The 16,501-nt window shown below is 65.9% G+C and carries 18 protein-coding genes; 16 read left to right on the top strand and 2 right to left on the bottom strand.

The genetic code is table 11. The annotated features are described in order from the left end of the window. Positions 1-15: 15 nt before the first annotated feature. Positions 16-894, bottom strand: a complete 879-nt coding sequence (locus ACVWWJ_RS06815) for an alpha/beta hydrolase (protein ID WP_456967188.1) — start codon at positions 892-894, stop codon at positions 16-18. A 143-nt stretch (positions 895-1,037) separates the two neighbouring features. On the opposite strand from ACVWWJ_RS06815, the gene ACVWWJ_RS06810 reads away from it, so the two are divergent. Beyond that, positions 1,038-1,382 (top strand): YXWGXW repeat-containing protein, encoded by a 345-nt coding sequence (locus tag ACVWWJ_RS06810; protein WP_456967187.1) that lies wholly within the window; start codon positions 1,038-1,040, stop codon positions 1,380-1,382. Positions 1,383-1,574: 192 nt separating this feature from the next. Next, positions 1,575-2,678: a Glu/Leu/Phe/Val dehydrogenase dimerization domain-containing protein gene (locus ACVWWJ_RS06805; protein WP_159897151.1), complete on the top strand. Its 1,104-nt coding sequence runs from the start codon at positions 1,575-1,577 to the stop codon at positions 2,676-2,678. Between the two features lie 747 nt (positions 2,679-3,425). On the opposite strand, the gene ACVWWJ_RS06800 is transcribed toward ACVWWJ_RS06805, so the two are convergent. Beyond that, complete coding sequence (locus ACVWWJ_RS06800) at positions 3,426-3,557, bottom strand: hypothetical protein (RefSeq protein ID WP_456967185.1); 132 nt, start codon at positions 3,555-3,557, stop codon at positions 3,426-3,428. A gap of 424 nt (positions 3,558-3,981) precedes the next feature. Here ACVWWJ_RS06800 and ACVWWJ_RS06795 point away from each other — a divergent pair, with 424 nt between their 5' ends. From ACVWWJ_RS06795 to ACVWWJ_RS06730, 14 genes are all read left to right on the top strand, one after another. Beyond that, a complete protein-coding gene (locus ACVWWJ_RS06795) occupies positions 3,982-4,197 on the top strand; it encodes a cold-shock protein (protein ID WP_159893059.1) in 216 nt (71 codons plus the stop codon). A gap of 328 nt (positions 4,198-4,525) precedes the next feature. Continuing rightward, positions 4,526-5,398 carry a class I SAM-dependent methyltransferase gene (locus ACVWWJ_RS06790; protein WP_456967184.1) on the top strand — a complete coding sequence of 291 codons (873 nt, stop codon included), beginning with the start codon at positions 4,526-4,528 and terminating at the stop codon, positions 5,396-5,398. Between the two features lie 280 nt (positions 5,399-5,678). After that, positions 5,679-5,948: an acyl carrier protein gene (locus ACVWWJ_RS06785; protein WP_063572332.1), complete on the top strand. Its 270-nt coding sequence runs from the start codon at positions 5,679-5,681 to the stop codon at positions 5,946-5,948. Positions 5,949-5,956: 8 nt separating this feature from the next. After that, positions 5,957-6,742: a glycosyltransferase family 2 protein gene (locus tag ACVWWJ_RS06780; RefSeq protein ID WP_159893063.1), complete on the top strand. Its 786-nt coding sequence runs from the start codon at positions 5,957-5,959 to the stop codon at positions 6,740-6,742. Continuing rightward, a complete protein-coding gene (locus ACVWWJ_RS06775) occupies positions 6,742-7,350 on the top strand; it encodes a LolA family protein (protein WP_456967183.1) in 609 nt (202 codons plus the stop codon). The genes ACVWWJ_RS06780 and ACVWWJ_RS06775 overlap by 1 nt, the downstream gene beginning before the upstream one ends. Further along, on the top strand, positions 7,347-9,701 hold the full coding sequence (locus tag ACVWWJ_RS06770; protein WP_456967182.1) for an MMPL family transporter: 2,355 nt from the start codon (positions 7,347-7,349) through the stop codon (positions 9,699-9,701). Before ACVWWJ_RS06775 ends, ACVWWJ_RS06770 begins: the two co-directional genes overlap by 4 nt. Positions 9,702-9,733: 32 nt before the next feature. Continuing rightward, the gene (locus ACVWWJ_RS06765; protein ID WP_159893117.1) at positions 9,734-10,960 is read left to right on the top strand and encodes a beta-ketoacyl-ACP synthase; all 1,227 of its coding nucleotides are present in this window, start codon (positions 9,734-9,736) and stop codon (positions 10,958-10,960) included. After that, entirely contained in the window at positions 10,960-12,186 is a 1,227-nt protein-coding gene (locus tag ACVWWJ_RS06760; RefSeq protein ID WP_456967181.1) for a beta-ketoacyl-[acyl-carrier-protein] synthase family protein, read from the top strand. Before ACVWWJ_RS06765 ends, ACVWWJ_RS06760 begins: the two co-directional genes overlap by 1 nt. Next, on the top strand, positions 12,183-12,917 hold the full coding sequence (locus ACVWWJ_RS06755) for a beta-ketoacyl synthase chain length factor (protein WP_456967180.1): 735 nt from the start codon (positions 12,183-12,185) through the stop codon (positions 12,915-12,917). Before ACVWWJ_RS06760 ends, ACVWWJ_RS06755 begins: the two co-directional genes overlap by 4 nt. Beyond that, positions 12,893-13,681: a lysophospholipid acyltransferase family protein gene (locus tag ACVWWJ_RS06750; RefSeq protein ID WP_159893119.1), complete on the top strand. Its 789-nt coding sequence runs from the start codon at positions 12,893-12,895 to the stop codon at positions 13,679-13,681. Before ACVWWJ_RS06755 ends, ACVWWJ_RS06750 begins: the two co-directional genes overlap by 25 nt. Then, a complete protein-coding gene (locus tag ACVWWJ_RS06745) occupies positions 13,678-13,947 on the top strand; it encodes a phosphopantetheine-binding protein (RefSeq protein ID WP_159893073.1) in 270 nt (89 codons plus the stop codon). Before ACVWWJ_RS06750 ends, ACVWWJ_RS06745 begins: the two co-directional genes overlap by 4 nt. Beyond that, positions 13,935-15,107, top strand: coding sequence for an ApeI family dehydratase (locus tag ACVWWJ_RS06740; RefSeq protein WP_456967179.1), 1,173 nt, complete (start codon positions 13,935-13,937; stop codon positions 15,105-15,107). The genes ACVWWJ_RS06745 and ACVWWJ_RS06740 overlap by 13 nt, the downstream gene beginning before the upstream one ends. Beyond that, entirely contained in the window at positions 15,100-16,056 is a 957-nt protein-coding gene (locus tag ACVWWJ_RS06735; RefSeq protein ID WP_456967178.1) for an LpxL/LpxP family acyltransferase, read from the top strand. The genes ACVWWJ_RS06740 and ACVWWJ_RS06735 overlap by 8 nt, the downstream gene beginning before the upstream one ends. Beyond that, a complete protein-coding gene (locus ACVWWJ_RS06730; RefSeq protein ID WP_456967177.1) occupies positions 16,046-16,486 on the top strand; it encodes an acyl-CoA thioesterase in 441 nt (146 codons plus the stop codon). Before ACVWWJ_RS06735 ends, ACVWWJ_RS06730 begins: the two co-directional genes overlap by 11 nt. Positions 16,487-16,501 lie beyond the last annotated feature (15 nt).

Below are 16,501 nucleotides of genomic sequence, written 5' to 3'. Positions count from 1 at the left end.
GACGCCGATGGTAGCTCAGCTGACCTCGGCACCACCGAGAAAGGCGACCGCCGTCGTCATGACACCTTCATCGTCGACGATCCGGCGATGGCCCAGACGCCGGGTCTTCAGCAAGACCGCGCCCGGCCAGAGGCGTGCGTAGAGTTCGCCCTCCTCCACCGGCACGTCCCGATCCGCCTCGTCGTGAATGATCAGGGCCGGTTGGGTCCGCTGCGGTGCGTGCCTGTCGACATGCAACGCCTCGATCGTCACTCCTGTACGGGCCGCCAGCACACGGTGCAGCGGTTCGCGGAGATGTTCGGCAAGCCGGACGAAGCGGGCGAAACGCCGCGTCGCCGCCATCGGATCGGCAGCCGGCGCGATCAGGACCACGCGCTTCGCGCTCCAGCCCTCGCCCAGCGCCAGCGTCACGGCGGCGCCGCCCAGCGAATGAGCAACCACCCCCTCGGCGTCGCCGTAGTGACGTCCGATGGCTGCCACGGTGCGCGCAAAGTCCGGCAGCGTGCACAGCGTGCCGCCGCTCTGGCCGTGTCCCGGCTGGTCGAAGGAAACCGCGGCCCAGCCGCGCGCAAGCAACAGCGGTGCCCAGCTCTCCCAGCGCAGGCCCATGCTCGACCAGCCGTGTGCCAGCAATACATAAGGCTGGGTGGACGGATCGCCCCAGACATAGGTGGCGATCGACTCGCCGGCCACCTCCACGTATTCCTTGCGCGCCGACATCGTGGCGAGCGCGTGCCTCGCCCGCTCGCGGCTGCTCGGCAGCGGCGTCTGGAAGACCCGGGCAGCGTGAGCCACCGTCCGGGTCGGCGCCAGGCGGCTACCGAAGCGGTAGGCGAAGCGGATGCCAAGCAGGGTCGCGACAGTGCGCGCGCCGAAACGGCGGGGTGGCTTCATGGGCGGGGGGACCGATGGATAAGGGAGGGGTAAGCTTTCACGAAGCTGAATACTACGACACAGGCCCGGTCAACCCGTCGCAAGGAAACCGCGTTCTGGCGCACGAATCCGCATTCGCGGACGTCCCGGAGGAGAGAGCCCATATGACGACCCTGACCCGCAAACTCGTTGCCCTGGCAGCCCTTGGCCTGGCTGCGGGTGCAGCGAGCTACACCCCACCCGCCGCCGCGCGGGAAGTTGTCGAAGTGGTTACCGTCGGTACCCGCCCGCCCCCGCCGCGCTTCGAACGGGTTCCTCCCCCGCGCGCCGGCTATGCCTGGGCGCCCGGCTACTGGAACTGGTACGGCGGCCGTTACGTCTGGGTCGGCGGCCGCTGGAACGCCTATCGTCCAGGCTACGTCTATCGCCCGCCGGTGTGGCGCCCGTACGGCCGTGGCTATCGCATCCAGCGTGAGACCTGGGTCCGCGACCCGCACTGGCACCGCTAAACCCCGCGTTGCTGCGCCGCACCTACACGGACGCGAACAACGGTTTAAACTAGGCAGCTGACACGACATCTCGCCCCCGCCATCCGGCCGGGGCGATTTTTTTGGACGGTCATTATCGACTCGTGATCCCCATCACGGGTCTTCACCTAGAAGCGCGGTGCTGCTGCCGCTTGTAACTGGAGTTTGCGTTCGATGATTTTCGAAACCATCGCCAACACGGGCCACGAAGAAGTCGTCTTCTGCCATAACAAGGACGCCGGCCTGAAGGCCATCATCGCGATCCACAACACGGTCCTCGGTCCGTCGCTGGGCGGCCTGCGCATGTGGCCGTACAAAACCGAGCAGGACGCGGTCAACGACGTGCTCCGCCTGTCGCGCGGCATGACCTACAAGAACGCGGTTGCCGGCCTGAACCTCGGCGGCGGCAAGGCCGTGATCATCGGCGATCCCTCCAAGGACAAGTCCGAAGCGCTGTTCCGCGCCTTCGGCCGCTTCGTCAACTCGCTCAACGGCCGCTACATCACCGCTGAAGACGTCGGCATCGACGTCAACGACATGGAATACGTCTACCGTGAAACCGAGTACGTCACCGGCGTGCACCAGGTCCACGGCGGCTCGGGCGACCCCTCCCCGTTCACCGCGTTCGGTACGTTGCAGGGGCTGATGGCCGCGCTGCAGACCAAGCACGGCAACGAAGACGTGGGCAAGTACAGCTACGCTGTGCAGGGCTGCGGCCACGTCGGCAGCGAGTTCATCAAGCTGCTCCGCGAGCAGGGCGCCAAGGTGTTCGTTACCGACATCAACAAGGATGCCGTGCAGCGTTGCGTCGACGAACTCGGCTGCGAAGCCGTGGGTCTCGATGAAATCTATGACGTCGACGCCGACGTCTACAGCCCCTGCGCCCTGGGTGGCACGGTCAACGAGCAGACCATCGATCGCATCAAGGCGAAGATCATCTGCGGCGCCGCCAACAACCAGCTGGCCACCGACGCGATCGGCGACGAACTCGCCCGCCGCGGCGTGATCTACGCACCGGACTACGCGGTCAATGCCGGCGGCGTGATGAACGTCTCGCTGGAAATCGACGGCTACAACCGTGAGCGTGCCATGCGCATGATGCGCACGATCTACTACAACGTCGGTCGCATCTTCGAAATCTCCGCCCGCGACAACATCCCGACCTACAAGGCCGCGGACCGCATGGCCGAAGAGCGCATCAGCGCGATCGGCAAGATCCGCCTGCCCCACATGGGCAACGGCGCTCCCCGCTTCCAGGGTCGTATGCGCGGGCAGTAATCGCTACGCGTCATAGGCAATGAAAAAGCCGCCGGAGTGATCCGGCGGCTTTTTTTGGTTCTTCGCGGAATACCAGGGACGCTGAAGGCGTCGCTTCCGTCGCTCTGCGATTGCGTGCTGCCAGCTCGCGCCGCGGCGGGCCCAGACGTAGCGGCGCAGAGCCTTCGGGGTTGGAGGGTAGTGCGCAGAGCCTTCGGTGCCCACCCTCGCTGCTCAGACACCCCTTCGCGTTTCGTACCGGAAAGGCCGCTGCGCGGCCCATGTATCCATCTGGCCTACGGCCGCTCCACTTGGCGGGAACTCGCCTCGAGGGTGGGCACCGAAGACTCTCCCGGACCCTGAGGTTCGTGAGGGTCGAGCCGACGAAGCAACGCCGCTTCGGCTGTTGGCTCTCCTTCCCGCTAACCGTATCGTCGTGAGAGACCTTGGTGTCCACCCTCGATGCGAGTTCCGGACAAGTGGAGCGGCCGTAGGCCAAATAAGTACATGAGCCGCGTTAGCGGCCTTCCGGTACGAAACGCGGACGACTGTCTGAGCAGCGAGGGTGGGCATCAAGGTCTCCCGCGAGACGCCCCAGTGTGCGGCCAACGGGCCATCGCCGCTGAAGCGGCTCCCACATGGCCGCAGGCGAGCCATGTGGGATGTGCGATGTGCGATGTGCGATGTGCGATGTGCGAAGAATGCCCGGCCTGACGGCCGAGCGCTCAAGCCCCCGTAATCCGCGAAGAACCTTTTTGTCTCCGGGCCTCACCGTGCAGCAGCGACGAGTGACGGCGTGGCGATCGGGGCGGCGGTCGTCACCATGGCGCCGAAGGTCAACAGGCAGGTCAGGGCGGCGACGACGAAGAAGGTCTTCAGCAGGGCGGTTTCGAATTTCATGGTCGTTCTCCTTGGACGATGAATGAATCGGGGTCGTGATTACGGTTGCATCGAGTGTGCCAACGGCCCGCATCTCTCGCGGGGCGCTTTCCTGTGCGGTTTCTCAAGGAAGTAGCGGAAAGCGCTTGGTGTCCGCGGACGGTGTATGGCCGTCCGGACGGTTGTCCGCCAGACCGACCAGACAACTAGCGCCCCCTTGGCAGGTTCACCATGTTGCAATGGGCAATCGCTACTCGCTACGGGCCAGGAGACATCCACTACCTTGATTCGACGAGCGATTCCGTCCTGGCGCCTACGACCCCTGGCCTATGTGCATTGCGTACCGCACCGTGACGCCGGGCGTACGATGAAGTCGGCGATACGTCCGGCGGCTCGAAGGCCATGGATGCGCGATTGCCGCAAAGATCACATCGAGGAAGGCGTCATGTCGGAAGCAGATCGGGTTACGGGAACAGTGAAGTGGTTCAACGATGCAAAGGGTTTCGGGTTCATCTCCCGCGAAGGAGGGCCCGACGTATTCGTTCACTTCAAGTCGATCCAGGGGAATGGCTTCAAGTCGCTCGCCGAGGGTCAACGCGTTTCATTCAAAGTCACCCTGGGTGAGAAGGGCCCACAGGCCGAGGACGTGCAGGCTCTCTGAACATGGCAGCGCACGCATGGGTGCGCTCCACTTTCCATCGGTCACAGGAACGTTGGAGGATGTGAATCATGAAACGACGTGAGAAATCCCTAAGGTCAGCTAACGACGCGAGGGTCAGCCTGAGATGGCCACGCGCCTGCTTCGACGCCGAAGCCAGGGCTGACGCGCGAGAAACACCTTCCCCGCCCGCTTTGAGATCCACGCTCAAAGCGGGCGACCGGGTGTCCTTCGATCTGGGCGAAGGTGTGGATGGACCGATGTACGCGACTCATGTGCGCCCGATCGAGCCGAAATGATTCGGTAACGCAAAGACAACCAGGATGTCGCCATGAAAAGAGGCCGGGCAAGCAAGACCGCGGAGATCGTCGCTGCGGTGCGCGCAAAGCACACCCTTTACGACCAGCCGAAGGTCTTCGATGACCCCTGGGCGATCTCGTTGACCAGTCCTGCGTGGCGGTTCATATGCCGGGCCCGGTGGATAAGCAGGCTCGTGTTCGACGGCCTTTACCGGACGGTTCGCTCCACTCAGGCCACGATCGTGGGTCGCGCGCGGTTCGTCGAAGACGCGCTGGACCGTGCTATCGCCAATCACGATACGGACTACATCATCCTCGGCGCAGGATTCGACTCGTTCGGGCTCAGGCAGCAAAAGTCCGCGCGCCCACGTCATGTCTGGGAAGTCGACCACCCGGACACCCAGCAGTGCAAACAGCGTCGGCTGGACGGCCTTGGCGTCCGGCCACCGACCAATGTCCATTTCATTCCGGCCGACCTTTCGGGTGAATCGCTTTCCGATGTTCTTGTCCGCCACGGCTTTGCACCCATAGGGAGGGCGTTCGTCTCGATGCTCGGCCTGTCCTATTACCTGCCGCGGGACGCCCTTTTCCGGCTGGTCGAAGCCATACCCAGGGACTTCCCCGCCGCTTCCGAACTCGTCGTCGACATCCGGATCGATCCCCGGTTCATGTCCAAAGCCGAGTTGCCGGGATTTCGGAAGGTCGAACGCATGGTGGCCCGGCGCGGGGAGGAGATGATTACCCGGTTTCATCCGGGTGATTTTATCGAGGCGTGCCGTGATGTCGGGATGGAGCTGGTGGAATGCGTATCTCCGGCGCAGTTGACGGCGCGCTATTTCGCGGACCGGACGGACGGGGTGGCGGCTTCGCCCGACATGTATCTGCTTCACTTCCGGGCGATCTGAGGGCACGGTTTGCCCGTCAGCCCACACGCCCGCCCTTTGTGGGAGCGACAGCCCTCCTCCAGGGTCGCGCTCCTGCGACGATCTGCTACACTTTCGTCACCCCGGGCTGTCTTGTAAGGCTTTGCCTACACGGAGCTTTTGGGTCAAGGGGGACGCCGTCCGCGGCGGCAACAAACCAGAACTTTCCGATCACGACTTTCGTCGCCTCGACGACGGCGTGGCTGCCCTTGTGCCCTGGGCGACCGTGACCGTCCGGGGATGAAATGGACTTACCGAGCTTATGAGCGCGATCCCAGCCGAAACCTTCACCTTCGACGACGTGCTCGCGCGTCTGCGGTCCGTCCTGCACGAGACCTTCGAGATCGACCCCGCCAAGGTCACTCCCGAGGCCAACCTTTTCACGGACCTCGAACTGGACAGCATCGACGCCATCGACCTGGCGATCCAGGTGCAGGACATGACCGGCACCCGGATCAAGCCCGAGGACTTCAAGAGCGTACGCACCGTGGGCGACGTCGTCGCCACCGTGCAGACCCTTGTTGCCCGCTGAGCGGACCGGTGGCGGGCAGGCCCGGAACGCGCGACACCGCGGCGCGATCGTTCGCGCCCTGCGCGGTCGTTCCGATCTACAACCATGGCAGGACCATTTCGGCGACCGCCAACGCGCTCGCCGGGCATGGGCTGCCCGTCCTTATCGTGGATGACGGCTCGAACGCCGAGACGCGGACCATCCTGGACGAACTCGTCGCGGGCCGTGACGACCTGACGCTGATCCGCCTGCCCGCCAACGGCGGCAAGGGGGCCGCCCTCAGTGCCGGCTTTCTCGCCGCCCATGACGCCGGCTACAGCCACGTGCTGCAGATCGACGCCGATGGCCAGCACGACACCGCCGATGTACCGCGTTTCCTGGCCGAGGCGAAAGCCGCGCCGGACGCGATGGTCTGCGGACGCCCGATCTACGACGACTCTGTCCCACGCGCCCGCCTCTACGGCCGCTACCTGACGCATGCCTGCGTCTGGGCCGAGACGCTGTCGTTCGACATTCAGGATTCCATGTGCGGTTACCGGCTCTATCCGCTGGAGGCCACGCATGCAGAGATCCAGCGCAAGCCCTTGCCGACCCGCATGGATTTCGACACCGAAATCGCCGTGCGCCTGTTCTGGCGCGGCGTCCCCGTGCGAAACCTGCCGACGCGCGTGATCTATCCGGAGAACGGGCTGTCGCATTTCCGCATGTGGCGCGATAACGCGAGGATCACCGCGATGCATACACGCTTGTTGTTGGGCATGCTGCCGCGTGCGCCTCGTCTCCTCTTTCGCAAGTTCAATCACGGGACTCATTGATGCGTCGCCTGATCGCCCTCTTTGCCCTGCTCTGCGCGTTCACCGCGCATGCCCAATCGCCCACCCTCACCGACGACATTCTCGGTCACCTCGCAAAGCACCCGCAGGTCCGTGCCGAATTCACCCAGAGCCGTGAGAATCCCGCGTTGGCCGAGCCCCAACTCAGCCATGGCGACCTGCTGTTCGTTATCGGTCACGGCATGGTCTGGCACACGCGCGACCCGTTCGACGACACGCTGGTCTTTACCTCGGGCGATACCTCACGCCTGAACGCGCAGGGCAAGCTGGAGCGCGTCCGCGACGGTAATCGTGGCGTCAGCCAGGTCTCGGGGATGCTGCAATCGTTACTCGCCGGCAAGTCCGACGACGCCAAGCGCCAGTTCACTATCACGGCGGAAGGCACGGTCGGACACTGGACCCTGCACTTCGTGCCGCGTCAGGCGCGAGTAGCGAAGGTGCTTGCCGGCATTACGCTCAAGGGCGACGACTTCCTGCAGTCCATCGAAGTGGATCTTGCCAGCGGCGAGCGCACGGTGATCACGTTCGCCAATACCCGCGACGCCGGCGCACTGACGCCGCTGGAAACCAGGGTGCTCGGCATCCCATGAAGTCGTTGTCGACCTCGCGACGCGCTGGCCTGTTCGCATTCGCGTCGCTGGTCGTCTGCCTTCTTTGCGCATGGCTACTGTTCGGCCGGGGAACCTCCCCGCTGCAAACCGACGTGCTCACCCTGCTCCCCGCGACAGAGCGCCATCCGCTCGCTGAGGAAGCTGTCGAGCGACTGGCGCGCGCCAGTGGCGATCGGATGGTGTTGCTCGTCCACAACAAGGACGATGACGCCGCCAAGGATGCCGCGCGCGATCTCGGCACCGAGCTGAACAAGGACCCGGTATTCGCTTCGGTGATCGCCGAACTGCCGCCGTTCGATCTCGACCAGCTGGTCACGCCCTTCCTGCCGTTCCGCTTCCACCTCCTCACGGCGGAAGATCGCGCTGTGTTGACCACGCCGGGCTTCGACCCGGTGGACGCACTGAAGCGTCGCCTCAACCAGCCCTTCGGCGCCAACGTCGGCGCGAAGCTCACCGACGACCCCTTCGGCTGGATGCAGCACTGGCTCGATCGCCAGCCGTGGAATCGTTCGGCCCTGGTGCCCGAGGACGATCTGCTCACCGCCCGTCGCGACGACGGGAGCTACGTGCTGGTCATCGCCACGTTGAAAGGCTCCTCGTACGACGACGTCGTCCAGCGCAAGGCGTTGTCGACGCTCGAACGTGCCGAAGCCAGCGTGGTGACAAAGCATCCCGGTACGGCGCTGCTGCGCACCGGTGCGATTTTCTACGCGGCGTCGGCACGCGCGGCGGCAGAGCACGACACGCACGTGGTCGGCATTGCCTCCACCGTCGGCATCGCTCTGTTGTTGCTGCTGGTGTTCCGCTCGTTGCGCCCGTTGTTGATCGCCTTCCTCTCGACCGCACTCGGCGTGATCGGCGCTATCGCCACCACCGTGCTGGTGTTCGGGCAACTGCACCTGCTTACGCTGGTGTTCGGTGCAGCGCTGCTGGGCGAGGCCGTGGATTACTCGATTCAGTACCTGTGTGCCCGTGCGAATGCGGGCACGCAGTGGAATGCAGAGCGTGGTGTACGCCAGGTGCGTCCTGCGCTGCTGCTTGCACTGGCGACATCCCTGCTCGGCTACACGCTGCTTGCCGTCGTGCCCTTCCCCGCGCTTCGTCAGATGGCAGTTTTCGCGATAGCGGGCATGTCCATCGCCTGCGCCAGCGTGTTCTGGCTACTGCCGGCGCTCGCCCAGAAGCCGGCACGCGCACCCCTCTCTCCCGCACTCGTCCGTCTCGCGCTCGGCTGGCAGCGCATCGCGTCGGGGCGCCGTGCGCTGCTCGGTGTAGCGGTGCTTTGCCTCGTCGCGATTCCGGGCTGGCTCCGCCTCGGCCACGACGACGACATCCATCTGCTCATCTCGCCGCCGAAAACACTGGAAGCGCAGACGGCGACAATACGCGACGTCGCCGGCTTCGGCGGCGGTAGCCAGTTCTGGCTGGTAGAGGGCGCCGACGCCGAGGAAGTGCTCCAGCGCGAGGAAGCACTGACCGATCGCCTGCAGACCTGGGTGACGGACGGCAAGCTCGTCGGCTGGACGGGCATCACCGCTATGCTGCCGTCCGCGAAGCGTCAGCAACAGAACATCGCCGCGCTCGATCCGCTGTTCACGCCGCGCGAGCGCATGAGCGCATGGCTGGCGCAGGCCGGCTTCCGCGCGGAGGGCGGTGCGAGCTTCGTTTCCGCGTATCCCGGCCGCGCCTTTACGATCGACGACTGGATGGCGATGCCCGCGTACACGCCGTTCCGCTACCTCTGGATGAGTGGCGGGCCTCACGGTGTCGGCAGCATCGTGGTGCCGCAGGGACAGGACGACGCGAGCCTCCTGCGCACCGCCTCCGACGGCCTGCCGGGCGTCTCGCTGGTGGACAAGCCGGCGAGTATCACGGCTCTGTTCGGCCGCTATCGCGGTTATGCGGACGTCTGGCTCGGTGGCGCACTCACCCTGGTCGGGCTGGCTTTCTTGTGGCGTTACGGCCACCGCACCGCGTGGCGTGTCCTGCTGCCGCCAGCGGCGGGTATCGTGCTGAGCGTGGCCGCGCTGGGTTATCTCGGCGAGCCACTGACGTTGTTCCATGTCATGGCCTTGATGCTGGTGCTCGGCGTCGGTGCCAACTATGCCGTGTTCCTTCGCGAAGGCGAACCGCACGCAGCCCATATCCCGGGCGCGGCGTACGCCGGCGTGCTTCTCTCGGCGGTCACCGCCCTGCTTTCCTTCGGCCTGCTCGCGCTCAGCACGATGCCGGCCCTGAGTCATTTTGGTCTCACCCTGCTCCTCGGGATCGGCTTCACCGCGCTGCTCGCGCCGGTGAGCGTCCCCGCACCGAAGAATCGAATCGCATGAACCATGCAGAAAACCTCGCCGGCGGGCGCGCCATGAAGCGCGTCGTGGTCACCGGCATGGGCGGCATCACGCCGCTTGGCGACGACTGGGCCGCCATCGAACAGCGCCTGCGCCAGTTCCGCAACGCCGTGCGCCGCATGCACGAATGGGACTATTTCGACGCGCTGAACGGCCGACTTGGCTGTCCGGTCGATCACTTCAGCATGCCGTCGACGTGGTCACGCAAGCACGTACGTTCGATGGGTCGCGTCGCGCAACTGGCCGTGGCCGCGAGCGAGCGGGCACTGGCCGATGCCGGCCTTCTGGGTAACACGGACATCACCGATGGCCGTATGGGCGTGGCCTACGGTTCGTCGGGCGGCAGCATCGAACCGGCGAAGACCATCGGGCGCATGCTCGAGACCGGCTCCATGCAGGGCGTCACGGCGACCAGCTACATCCAGATGATGGCGCACACCACGGCGGTGAACGTCGGCGTTTTCTTCGGCCTGAAGGGCCGCATCATCACCACCTCCAGCGCCTGCACGTCCGGAAGCCAGGCCATCGGCTACGGCTTCGAGGCGATCCAGCAGGGCAAGCAGGTGCTGATGGTCTGCGGCGGAGCGGAAGAACTGTCGGGTCCCGGCGCCGCCGTTTTCGACACCCTTTTCGCCACGAGTACGCGTAACGATACGCCCGGAGTCACGCCGCGCCCGTTCGATGCAAAGCGCGATGGCCTCGTGGTCGGTGAAGGCGCAACGACCCTGATCCTCGAGGAATACGAGCACGCGGTCGCCCGCGGCGCGCGCATCCACGCGGAAATCGTCGGCTTCGGCACCAATTCCGATGGCCAGCACATCACCCAGCCGACGCGTGAAACCATGGCTGCCGCCATGCGCATGGCGCTCGCCGACGCCGGGCTGCCAGCCACGTCCATCGGCTATGTGAGCGCCCACGGCACCGCGACCGATCGCGGCGATGTCGCCGAGAGCCACGCCACGGCGGACGTGCTCGGCACCGGCGTGCCCATCAGTTCGATGAAGAGCTATGTGGGGCATACGCTGGGCGCCTGCGGCGCGCTGGAGGCCTGGTGGGCTATCGAGATGATGCGTGGCGGCTGGTTCGCCCCGACGATCAACCTCGATAACCCCGATCCCGAATGCGCGCCGCTGGATTACCTCACCGGCGAAGGCCGCGAGATCCGCACCCGCTACGTGATGAACAACAACTTCGCGTTCGGCGGCATCAACACGTCACTGATCTTCAGAGCCCACGACTGATGCGTCGGGTCGTCGTCACCGGCATGGGAGCCGTGTCGTGCCTCGGGCCCGACCGCCGTGCGCTGTTCGATGGCTTGCGGGCCGGCCGTGCCGGCTTTCGCGACATGCCCGAGTTTGCGGCGCTGGGCATGCGCTGCCGCGTGGCGGCGCCCGCGGATACCGACGCGCTCGAGCCGCCGCAGCGTAAACTGCGCCGCTACCTTCCCCAGGCGGCGGAATATGCGTGGCATGCCACACGCGAGGCGTTGAAGGAGGCCGGACTCGACGAGACGCGTATCCGCGAGCGCGATGTCGGCATCCTCATGGGCGCCTCTGCCGCGCTGTCCGAGTACGAAGCGGGCCTGGACATGTTTCACGCGCGCGGCATATCGCGCCTGTCGCCGTTCATCGTGCCACGCAGCATGGGTAGCGCCGTCGCGGCAACACTCACCCATGCGTTCGGTTTCGGCGGCCGTGCTTTCACCATCAGCTCCGCGTGCACCAGTGCGACGCATGCTATCGGCCAGGCGATGGAACTGATCCAGCTCGGCAGGCAGGAAATCGTCATCTGCGGCGGCGCCGAAGAACTGCACGACAAAGCCGCGATGTGCTTCGACGTCATGAACGCGCTGTCGACGACGAGCGTAGCGGGCGAGCGCGTCACCTGCCCGTACGACGCGGATCGCGACGGTATCGTCCTCGGCGGCGGTGCGGGCGTGCTAGTACTGGAATCACTCGAGAGTGCCCGTGCCCGCGGCGCGCGCATCCTCGCCGACGTGGTGGGTTACGGTGCGGCATCGGACCCGGATGGCATGGTCAGTCCGGCGGCCGACGGGATGGCCGAGGCGATGCGCCAGGCCATCGATGACGCCGGCATGCTGCCCGACTATGTCAACACGCACGCCTGCGCCACGGTGCTGGGCGACATCGCCGAATGGGTGGCGTTATGCCAGGTGTTCGGCGAGCACGGGCAGGCTGTCCCCCCTATGTCGTCGATCAAGGGGCTGATCGGTCATGCGCCGGCGGCGGCGGGCGCCATCGATGCCATCGCGTCGATCGCCATGATGGAGAACGGCGTGCTGCTGGGCGGGGCCGCCCCGCTGAACCGCGACGCCGCCTTTGCCGATGCACCGCTGGTCGATGGTGAGCTCGCGACACCGGTCGATTCGGTCATGTCGAACACGTTCGGTTTCGGCGGAAGCTGCGCCGCCCTGGTGTTCCGCCGCCATGCCGGGGAGTCCGCATGATCGAACTGGCCATCGAGCGCTGGCGCGCCTGGGCTCCCGGCGTCGAAGAGCCATCCGACTGGGCCGACTGGTCGGCAGTGCCACGCTCTCTCGACGACGCCGGCGAGCAGCCGACCTGCGACTTCGTGGCGCCGATGCAGCGGCGGCGGCTCAGTCGGCTTGCACGCATCGTCATGCACACCGCGTGGCCGATGTGTGGGAACGACGAACAACTACCATTCGTCTATGCCTCGCGACATGGCGAGACAACGCGCACCTTCGCCATGCTCGACGAGGTCGGCCGCGAAGCACCGCTGTCACCAACCCAGTTCGGCTTGTCAGTGCACAACGCCATTGCGGGACAATGGTCGATCCTGCGCGACCAGCGTGGCGAATCGGTAGCGATCGCCGGCGAGGCGGACACCTTCGAGCACGCCATCGTCGAAGCCGCCGCCCTGCTCGGCGACGGAGCCGCTGCCGTGATCGTCGTCATCGCCGAAGAGCGTCCCGCGGCGGCCTATGACGGCTGGATCGATGACGTGCCGTTCTCCTACGCCCTCGCGCTGCGCGTGGCGCGCGCCGATGGCCCAGCTCCCGGCCCGCGCTGGCGACTGTCGCTTCGTGGTAATACGGAGGCCTCATCGTCTGTCGACGGCCCGCACGCCCTGCATTTCGTTCGCGCGCTGCACGATGGCGCGACCCTCGACCACCCGTGGAAGACACGACGATGGACCTGGCAGCCGATACCGTGACACGCCGGGGCGACTTCTGGGCCTGGCGCTTTATCGGCACCGCCCTGAGTTTTGCCCTCTTCGGCATCGGCGGCATCGTACTGCGCGTCGCCGTGCTGCCTGTGGTGCTGGCATGGCCGGCGCCTGAAGCCGTGCGTCGGCGGCGTGCGCGTCGAACGGTGGGGCGCGCCTTCTGGCTGCACTCGCAGTTCATGTACCGCACCCGCACGGTCGACTTCCAGTTCGACGGCGTGTCGCGCCTGGGCCAGCCCGGCCAGATGATCGTCGCCAACCATCCGTCGCTGATCGACGTGGTGTACCTGCTCGGCCACGTGCCCGAGGCGAACTGCGTGGTCAAGCACAGCCTCTGGAAAAACCCGTGCATGCGCGGGCCCGTCACTGCGGCCGGCTACATCAGCAACGACGGCAGCGGCGAGATGCTCGAACGGGCCGCCGACGTCCTCCGCGATGGCCAGACGCTGATCATCTTCCCGGAAGGCACACGCACCACGCCCGGCCAGGATCCCGTCTTCCATCGTGGCGCCGCGGCCATCGCGGTGCGCGGCGCGCGTATCGTCACCCCGGTGTTCATCACGGTGGTGCCCACCACGCTGACCAAGGCAGAGCCGTGGTACAGCGTGCCGGCGCGCCGGGTACGCGTCCATATCCGCGTCGGCGAGGATATTGCCGTGGCGGCCTTCAGCGAACACGCACCTCCGCCGATAGCTTCGCGTCGCCTCAACGAACATCTCCATCAACTCTACGCCAGGGAACTCAAGGCATGAATGACCTAGAACGGGACATCGCCGGTCTCATCATCGAAACGCTCGCCCTCGACCACCTCAAGGTGGACGATATCGCCGTGGACCAGCCCCTCTTTGGCCAGGGCCTGGGCCTGGACTCGGTCGACGCGCTGGAACTCGCGCTCGCGCTGCAAAATCGCTACGGCCTGAAAATCGCCTCGGATTCGCGCGATGCGCGACGTCACTTCGAAACGGTGCTCAGCCTTGCCCATTACGTCGAAGCGAACCGGGCCCCATGCGTAAATTGAGCGACATGGCACTGCTGCTGGTCGGCGTGCTCTATCCCTTCATCGTCTACTTCGGCATGGACCACGTCTCCACGCCGATTTTCGGCCTGATCCTCGGTAGCCTCTGGCTGGTGCGTGCGCCGGCCCTGTGGCGCCAGCCCGGCGGGCGGTGGATGCTCGGCGTCACGCTGGTCTATTGCGCGGTGCTCGCCTTCGGCGGCGAAGACGACCTGCTGCGCTGGTACCCGAGCCTGATCTGCGCACTGCTGCTGGCAGCGTTCGGCCTCAGCCTGAAGTTCGGGCCGCCCATGATCGAGCGCATCGCCCGGGTGACCGAGCCGGACCTGCCGCCGGTGGCTGTGCGCTACACGCGCAAGGTCACCTGGGTGTGGGTGGCCTTCTTCTTCGTCAATGGAACCGTCTCGGGGTTACTGGCCAAATGGGGGCCGCTGTCCTGGTGGACCTTCTACAACGGGATCCTTGCCTACTCGGTGATGGGCGTCCTTTTTCTCGGCGAATGGATGCTGAGGCAGCGTCTGCGGCGGCGGATCAACAAGGCGCCGATGGATGGCGCGGCCCAGCGATTGCTTTCCCACCCGTGGGTCGCCGGCGCGGCGGGCGGATACGCCGGCAAGCTCGGCCCGGGCATGGTCGTGGAGCTCACCACGGCCGGGCGCACGGCGCTGTTGCGACACGGCCGTGCCGGCCTGACCAACGAACTCGGCCAGCACGCTGCCGGTGACGATGCCTTGTCGACGCCCATGGTGTGGCGCGTTGTCGACGTGTTGCCGGAAGCGGCCCGGGTCGATGCCCTGCTGCAGGCCCCGCTGCCAACCGCAGCACGCGTGCTCGGCGAGCGCCTCGACGGCGACACTCACGTGATCGAGCTGGAGCTGCCGCTCGACCTGGCCTGCTTTGCCGAACACTTTCCCGACGCGCCGGTGTTGCCGGGGGTGATCCAGATCGGCTGGGCGCTCGAGCTGGCCGCGCCGCGCCTTGGCACCTCCACCATCTGCCGCGGCATGGATGCCCTGAAGTTCCAGCGGCTGCTGCGCCCGGGCGATCGTGTCGAACTCACGCTACGCCACGATGCGTTACGCGGGCGGCTGCATTTCGCCTATCGCACGGGCGACGCGCACTACTCATCGGCGCATCTGCGCCTGGAAGGCGCGCATGCCTGACTCCACAAACCCGGCCGCGCACTGGTCGGCCCGGAAAGAACGCGGGAGCTTCCTCGGGCTGAAGCTGACCTCCATAGCGGTGCGCCTTCTGGGACGCCGACCGGTCGCGCCGGTGATCTACCTGATCGTCCTGTACTTCTTCGTCACGGGTCGCGCCACGCGGCGCACCGTGGCGGACTACCAGCAGCGACTGGCGACATGGAGCGGCCGTGCCGACCTGTTCCCGCGCAAACGGGCGGTTCTAGCCCAGTACCTCGCTTTCGGCGAATGCATGCTCGATCGCTTCGATGTGTGGCGCGGCAAGCTGCGCCTGTCCTCGGTGGACATGGACGATCCCGATGGCGTGCGCGATGCCCTGCTTTCGGGTGCCCGGGGCCAGCTCCTGGTGTGCACGCACCTGGGCAATCTCGACGTATGCCGTGCCATGGCGGAGATCGGTGAAGGCGTCCCGCTGAATGTACTGATGCACATGCCGCATGCAGCGCACTTCAATCGCCTGCTCGGCGAATCAGGCGACCGCCGCCTTCGGTTGCTCCATGTGGGCGACCTGGATACGGGAACCATGATGGACCTGTCGCAGCGTCTGGAACGTGGCGAGTGGGTCGCCATTGCGGGTGATCGCGTACCCGAGCACGGCGGACGCAGCGTGAACGCCGAGTTCCTCGGCGCACCCGCCGCGTTTCCGCAGGGCCCATGGCTGATGGCGGCCATGCTGCGTTGTCCGGTCAACGTCGTCTGCTGCATCAAGCGCGCAGGCCGTTACACCATCCACCTGCGGCACTTCGACGATGCTTCCACGTGGGAGCGGTCGACCCGCGATGCCACGATCGTCGGCGCCGTCGGCCGTTACGCCGAGTGGCTGGCGCGGCATTGCCTTGCGGCGCCGCTGCAATGGTTCAACTTTCACGCGTACTGGCACGGTACGAACGGAGCCCAGGATGCGCGCTAACGGTGTGTTTGCCGTCGACACTGACATGACCGTCCCCTTCTTCGACGTCGATTCGATGGAAGTGGTCTGGCATGGTCACTACGTGAAATACCTCGAGGTCGCTCGTTGCGCGCTGCTCGACGCGCTTGGCCACGGTTACGTGCGCATGAAGGACACCGGCTATGCCTGGCCCATCATCGATCTGCAACTGCGTTATGCGCGGGCCGCGCGCTTCGGCCAGAAGCTGGTGGTGCGGGCCGAACTGGTCGAGTGGCAGAACCGCCTGAAGATCCACTACACCCTCAGTGACGCTGCCACCGGCGAGCGACTGACCCGCGCCAGCACTATCCAGGTCGCGGTCCGCCTCGCCGATGGTGAGATGCAGCTGGTGTCACCTTCCGTTTTCACCGACGACATCGAGCGCCATCTCGCGCGCCAGCCGTCACTCTGAATTGCCATGGACGCC

This window comes from Luteibacter sp. HA06 (assembly GCF_054061215.1).
The sequence above is the reverse complement of the archived record's forward strand: the minus strand, read 5'-3'. Positions and strand labels throughout refer to the sequence as shown.

Excerpts from the sequence above, each read along its gene's own strand:
- ACVWWJ_RS06765 (WP_159893117.1), top strand. The coding sequence starts at position 9,734 with ATGAAGCGCGTCGTGGTCACCGGCATGGGCGGCATCACGCCGCTTGGC.
- ACVWWJ_RS06800 (WP_456967185.1), bottom strand. The coding sequence starts at position 3,557 with ATGAAATTCGAAACCGCCCTGCTGAAGACCTTCTTCGTCGTCGCCGCC.
- ACVWWJ_RS06730 (WP_456967177.1), top strand. The coding sequence starts at position 16,046 with ATGCGCGCTAACGGTGTGTTTGCCGTCGACACTGACATGACCGTCCCC.
- ACVWWJ_RS06805 (WP_159897151.1), top strand. The coding sequence starts at position 1,575 with ATGATTTTCGAAACCATCGCCAACACGGGCCACGAAGAAGTCGTCTTC.
- ACVWWJ_RS06735 (WP_456967178.1), top strand. The coding sequence starts at position 15,100 with ATGCCTGACTCCACAAACCCGGCCGCGCACTGGTCGGCCCGGAAAGAA.
- ACVWWJ_RS06760 (WP_456967181.1), top strand. The coding sequence starts at position 10,960 with ATGCGTCGGGTCGTCGTCACCGGCATGGGAGCCGTGTCGTGCCTCGGG.
- ACVWWJ_RS06770 (WP_456967182.1), top strand. The coding sequence starts at position 7,347 with ATGAAGTCGTTGTCGACCTCGCGACGCGCTGGCCTGTTCGCATTCGCG.
- ACVWWJ_RS06755 (WP_456967180.1), top strand. The coding sequence starts at position 12,183 with ATGATCGAACTGGCCATCGAGCGCTGGCGCGCCTGGGCTCCCGGCGTC.
- ACVWWJ_RS06740 (WP_456967179.1), top strand. The coding sequence starts at position 13,935 with ATGCGTAAATTGAGCGACATGGCACTGCTGCTGGTCGGCGTGCTCTAT.
- ACVWWJ_RS06795 (WP_159893059.1), top strand. The coding sequence starts at position 3,982 with ATGTCGGAAGCAGATCGGGTTACGGGAACAGTGAAGTGGTTCAACGAT.
- ACVWWJ_RS06815 (WP_456967188.1), bottom strand. The coding sequence starts at position 894 with ATGAAGCCACCCCGCCGTTTCGGCGCGCGCACTGTCGCGACCCTGCTT.
- ACVWWJ_RS06775 (WP_456967183.1), top strand. The coding sequence starts at position 6,742 with ATGCGTCGCCTGATCGCCCTCTTTGCCCTGCTCTGCGCGTTCACCGCG.
- ACVWWJ_RS06750 (WP_159893119.1), top strand. The coding sequence starts at position 12,893 with ATGGACCTGGCAGCCGATACCGTGACACGCCGGGGCGACTTCTGGGCC.
- ACVWWJ_RS06745 (WP_159893073.1), top strand. The coding sequence starts at position 13,678 with ATGAATGACCTAGAACGGGACATCGCCGGTCTCATCATCGAAACGCTC.
- ACVWWJ_RS06785 (WP_063572332.1), top strand. The coding sequence starts at position 5,679 with ATGAGCGCGATCCCAGCCGAAACCTTCACCTTCGACGACGTGCTCGCG.
- ACVWWJ_RS06790 (WP_456967184.1), top strand. The coding sequence starts at position 4,526 with ATGAAAAGAGGCCGGGCAAGCAAGACCGCGGAGATCGTCGCTGCGGTG.
- ACVWWJ_RS06810 (WP_456967187.1), top strand. The coding sequence starts at position 1,038 with ATGACGACCCTGACCCGCAAACTCGTTGCCCTGGCAGCCCTTGGCCTG.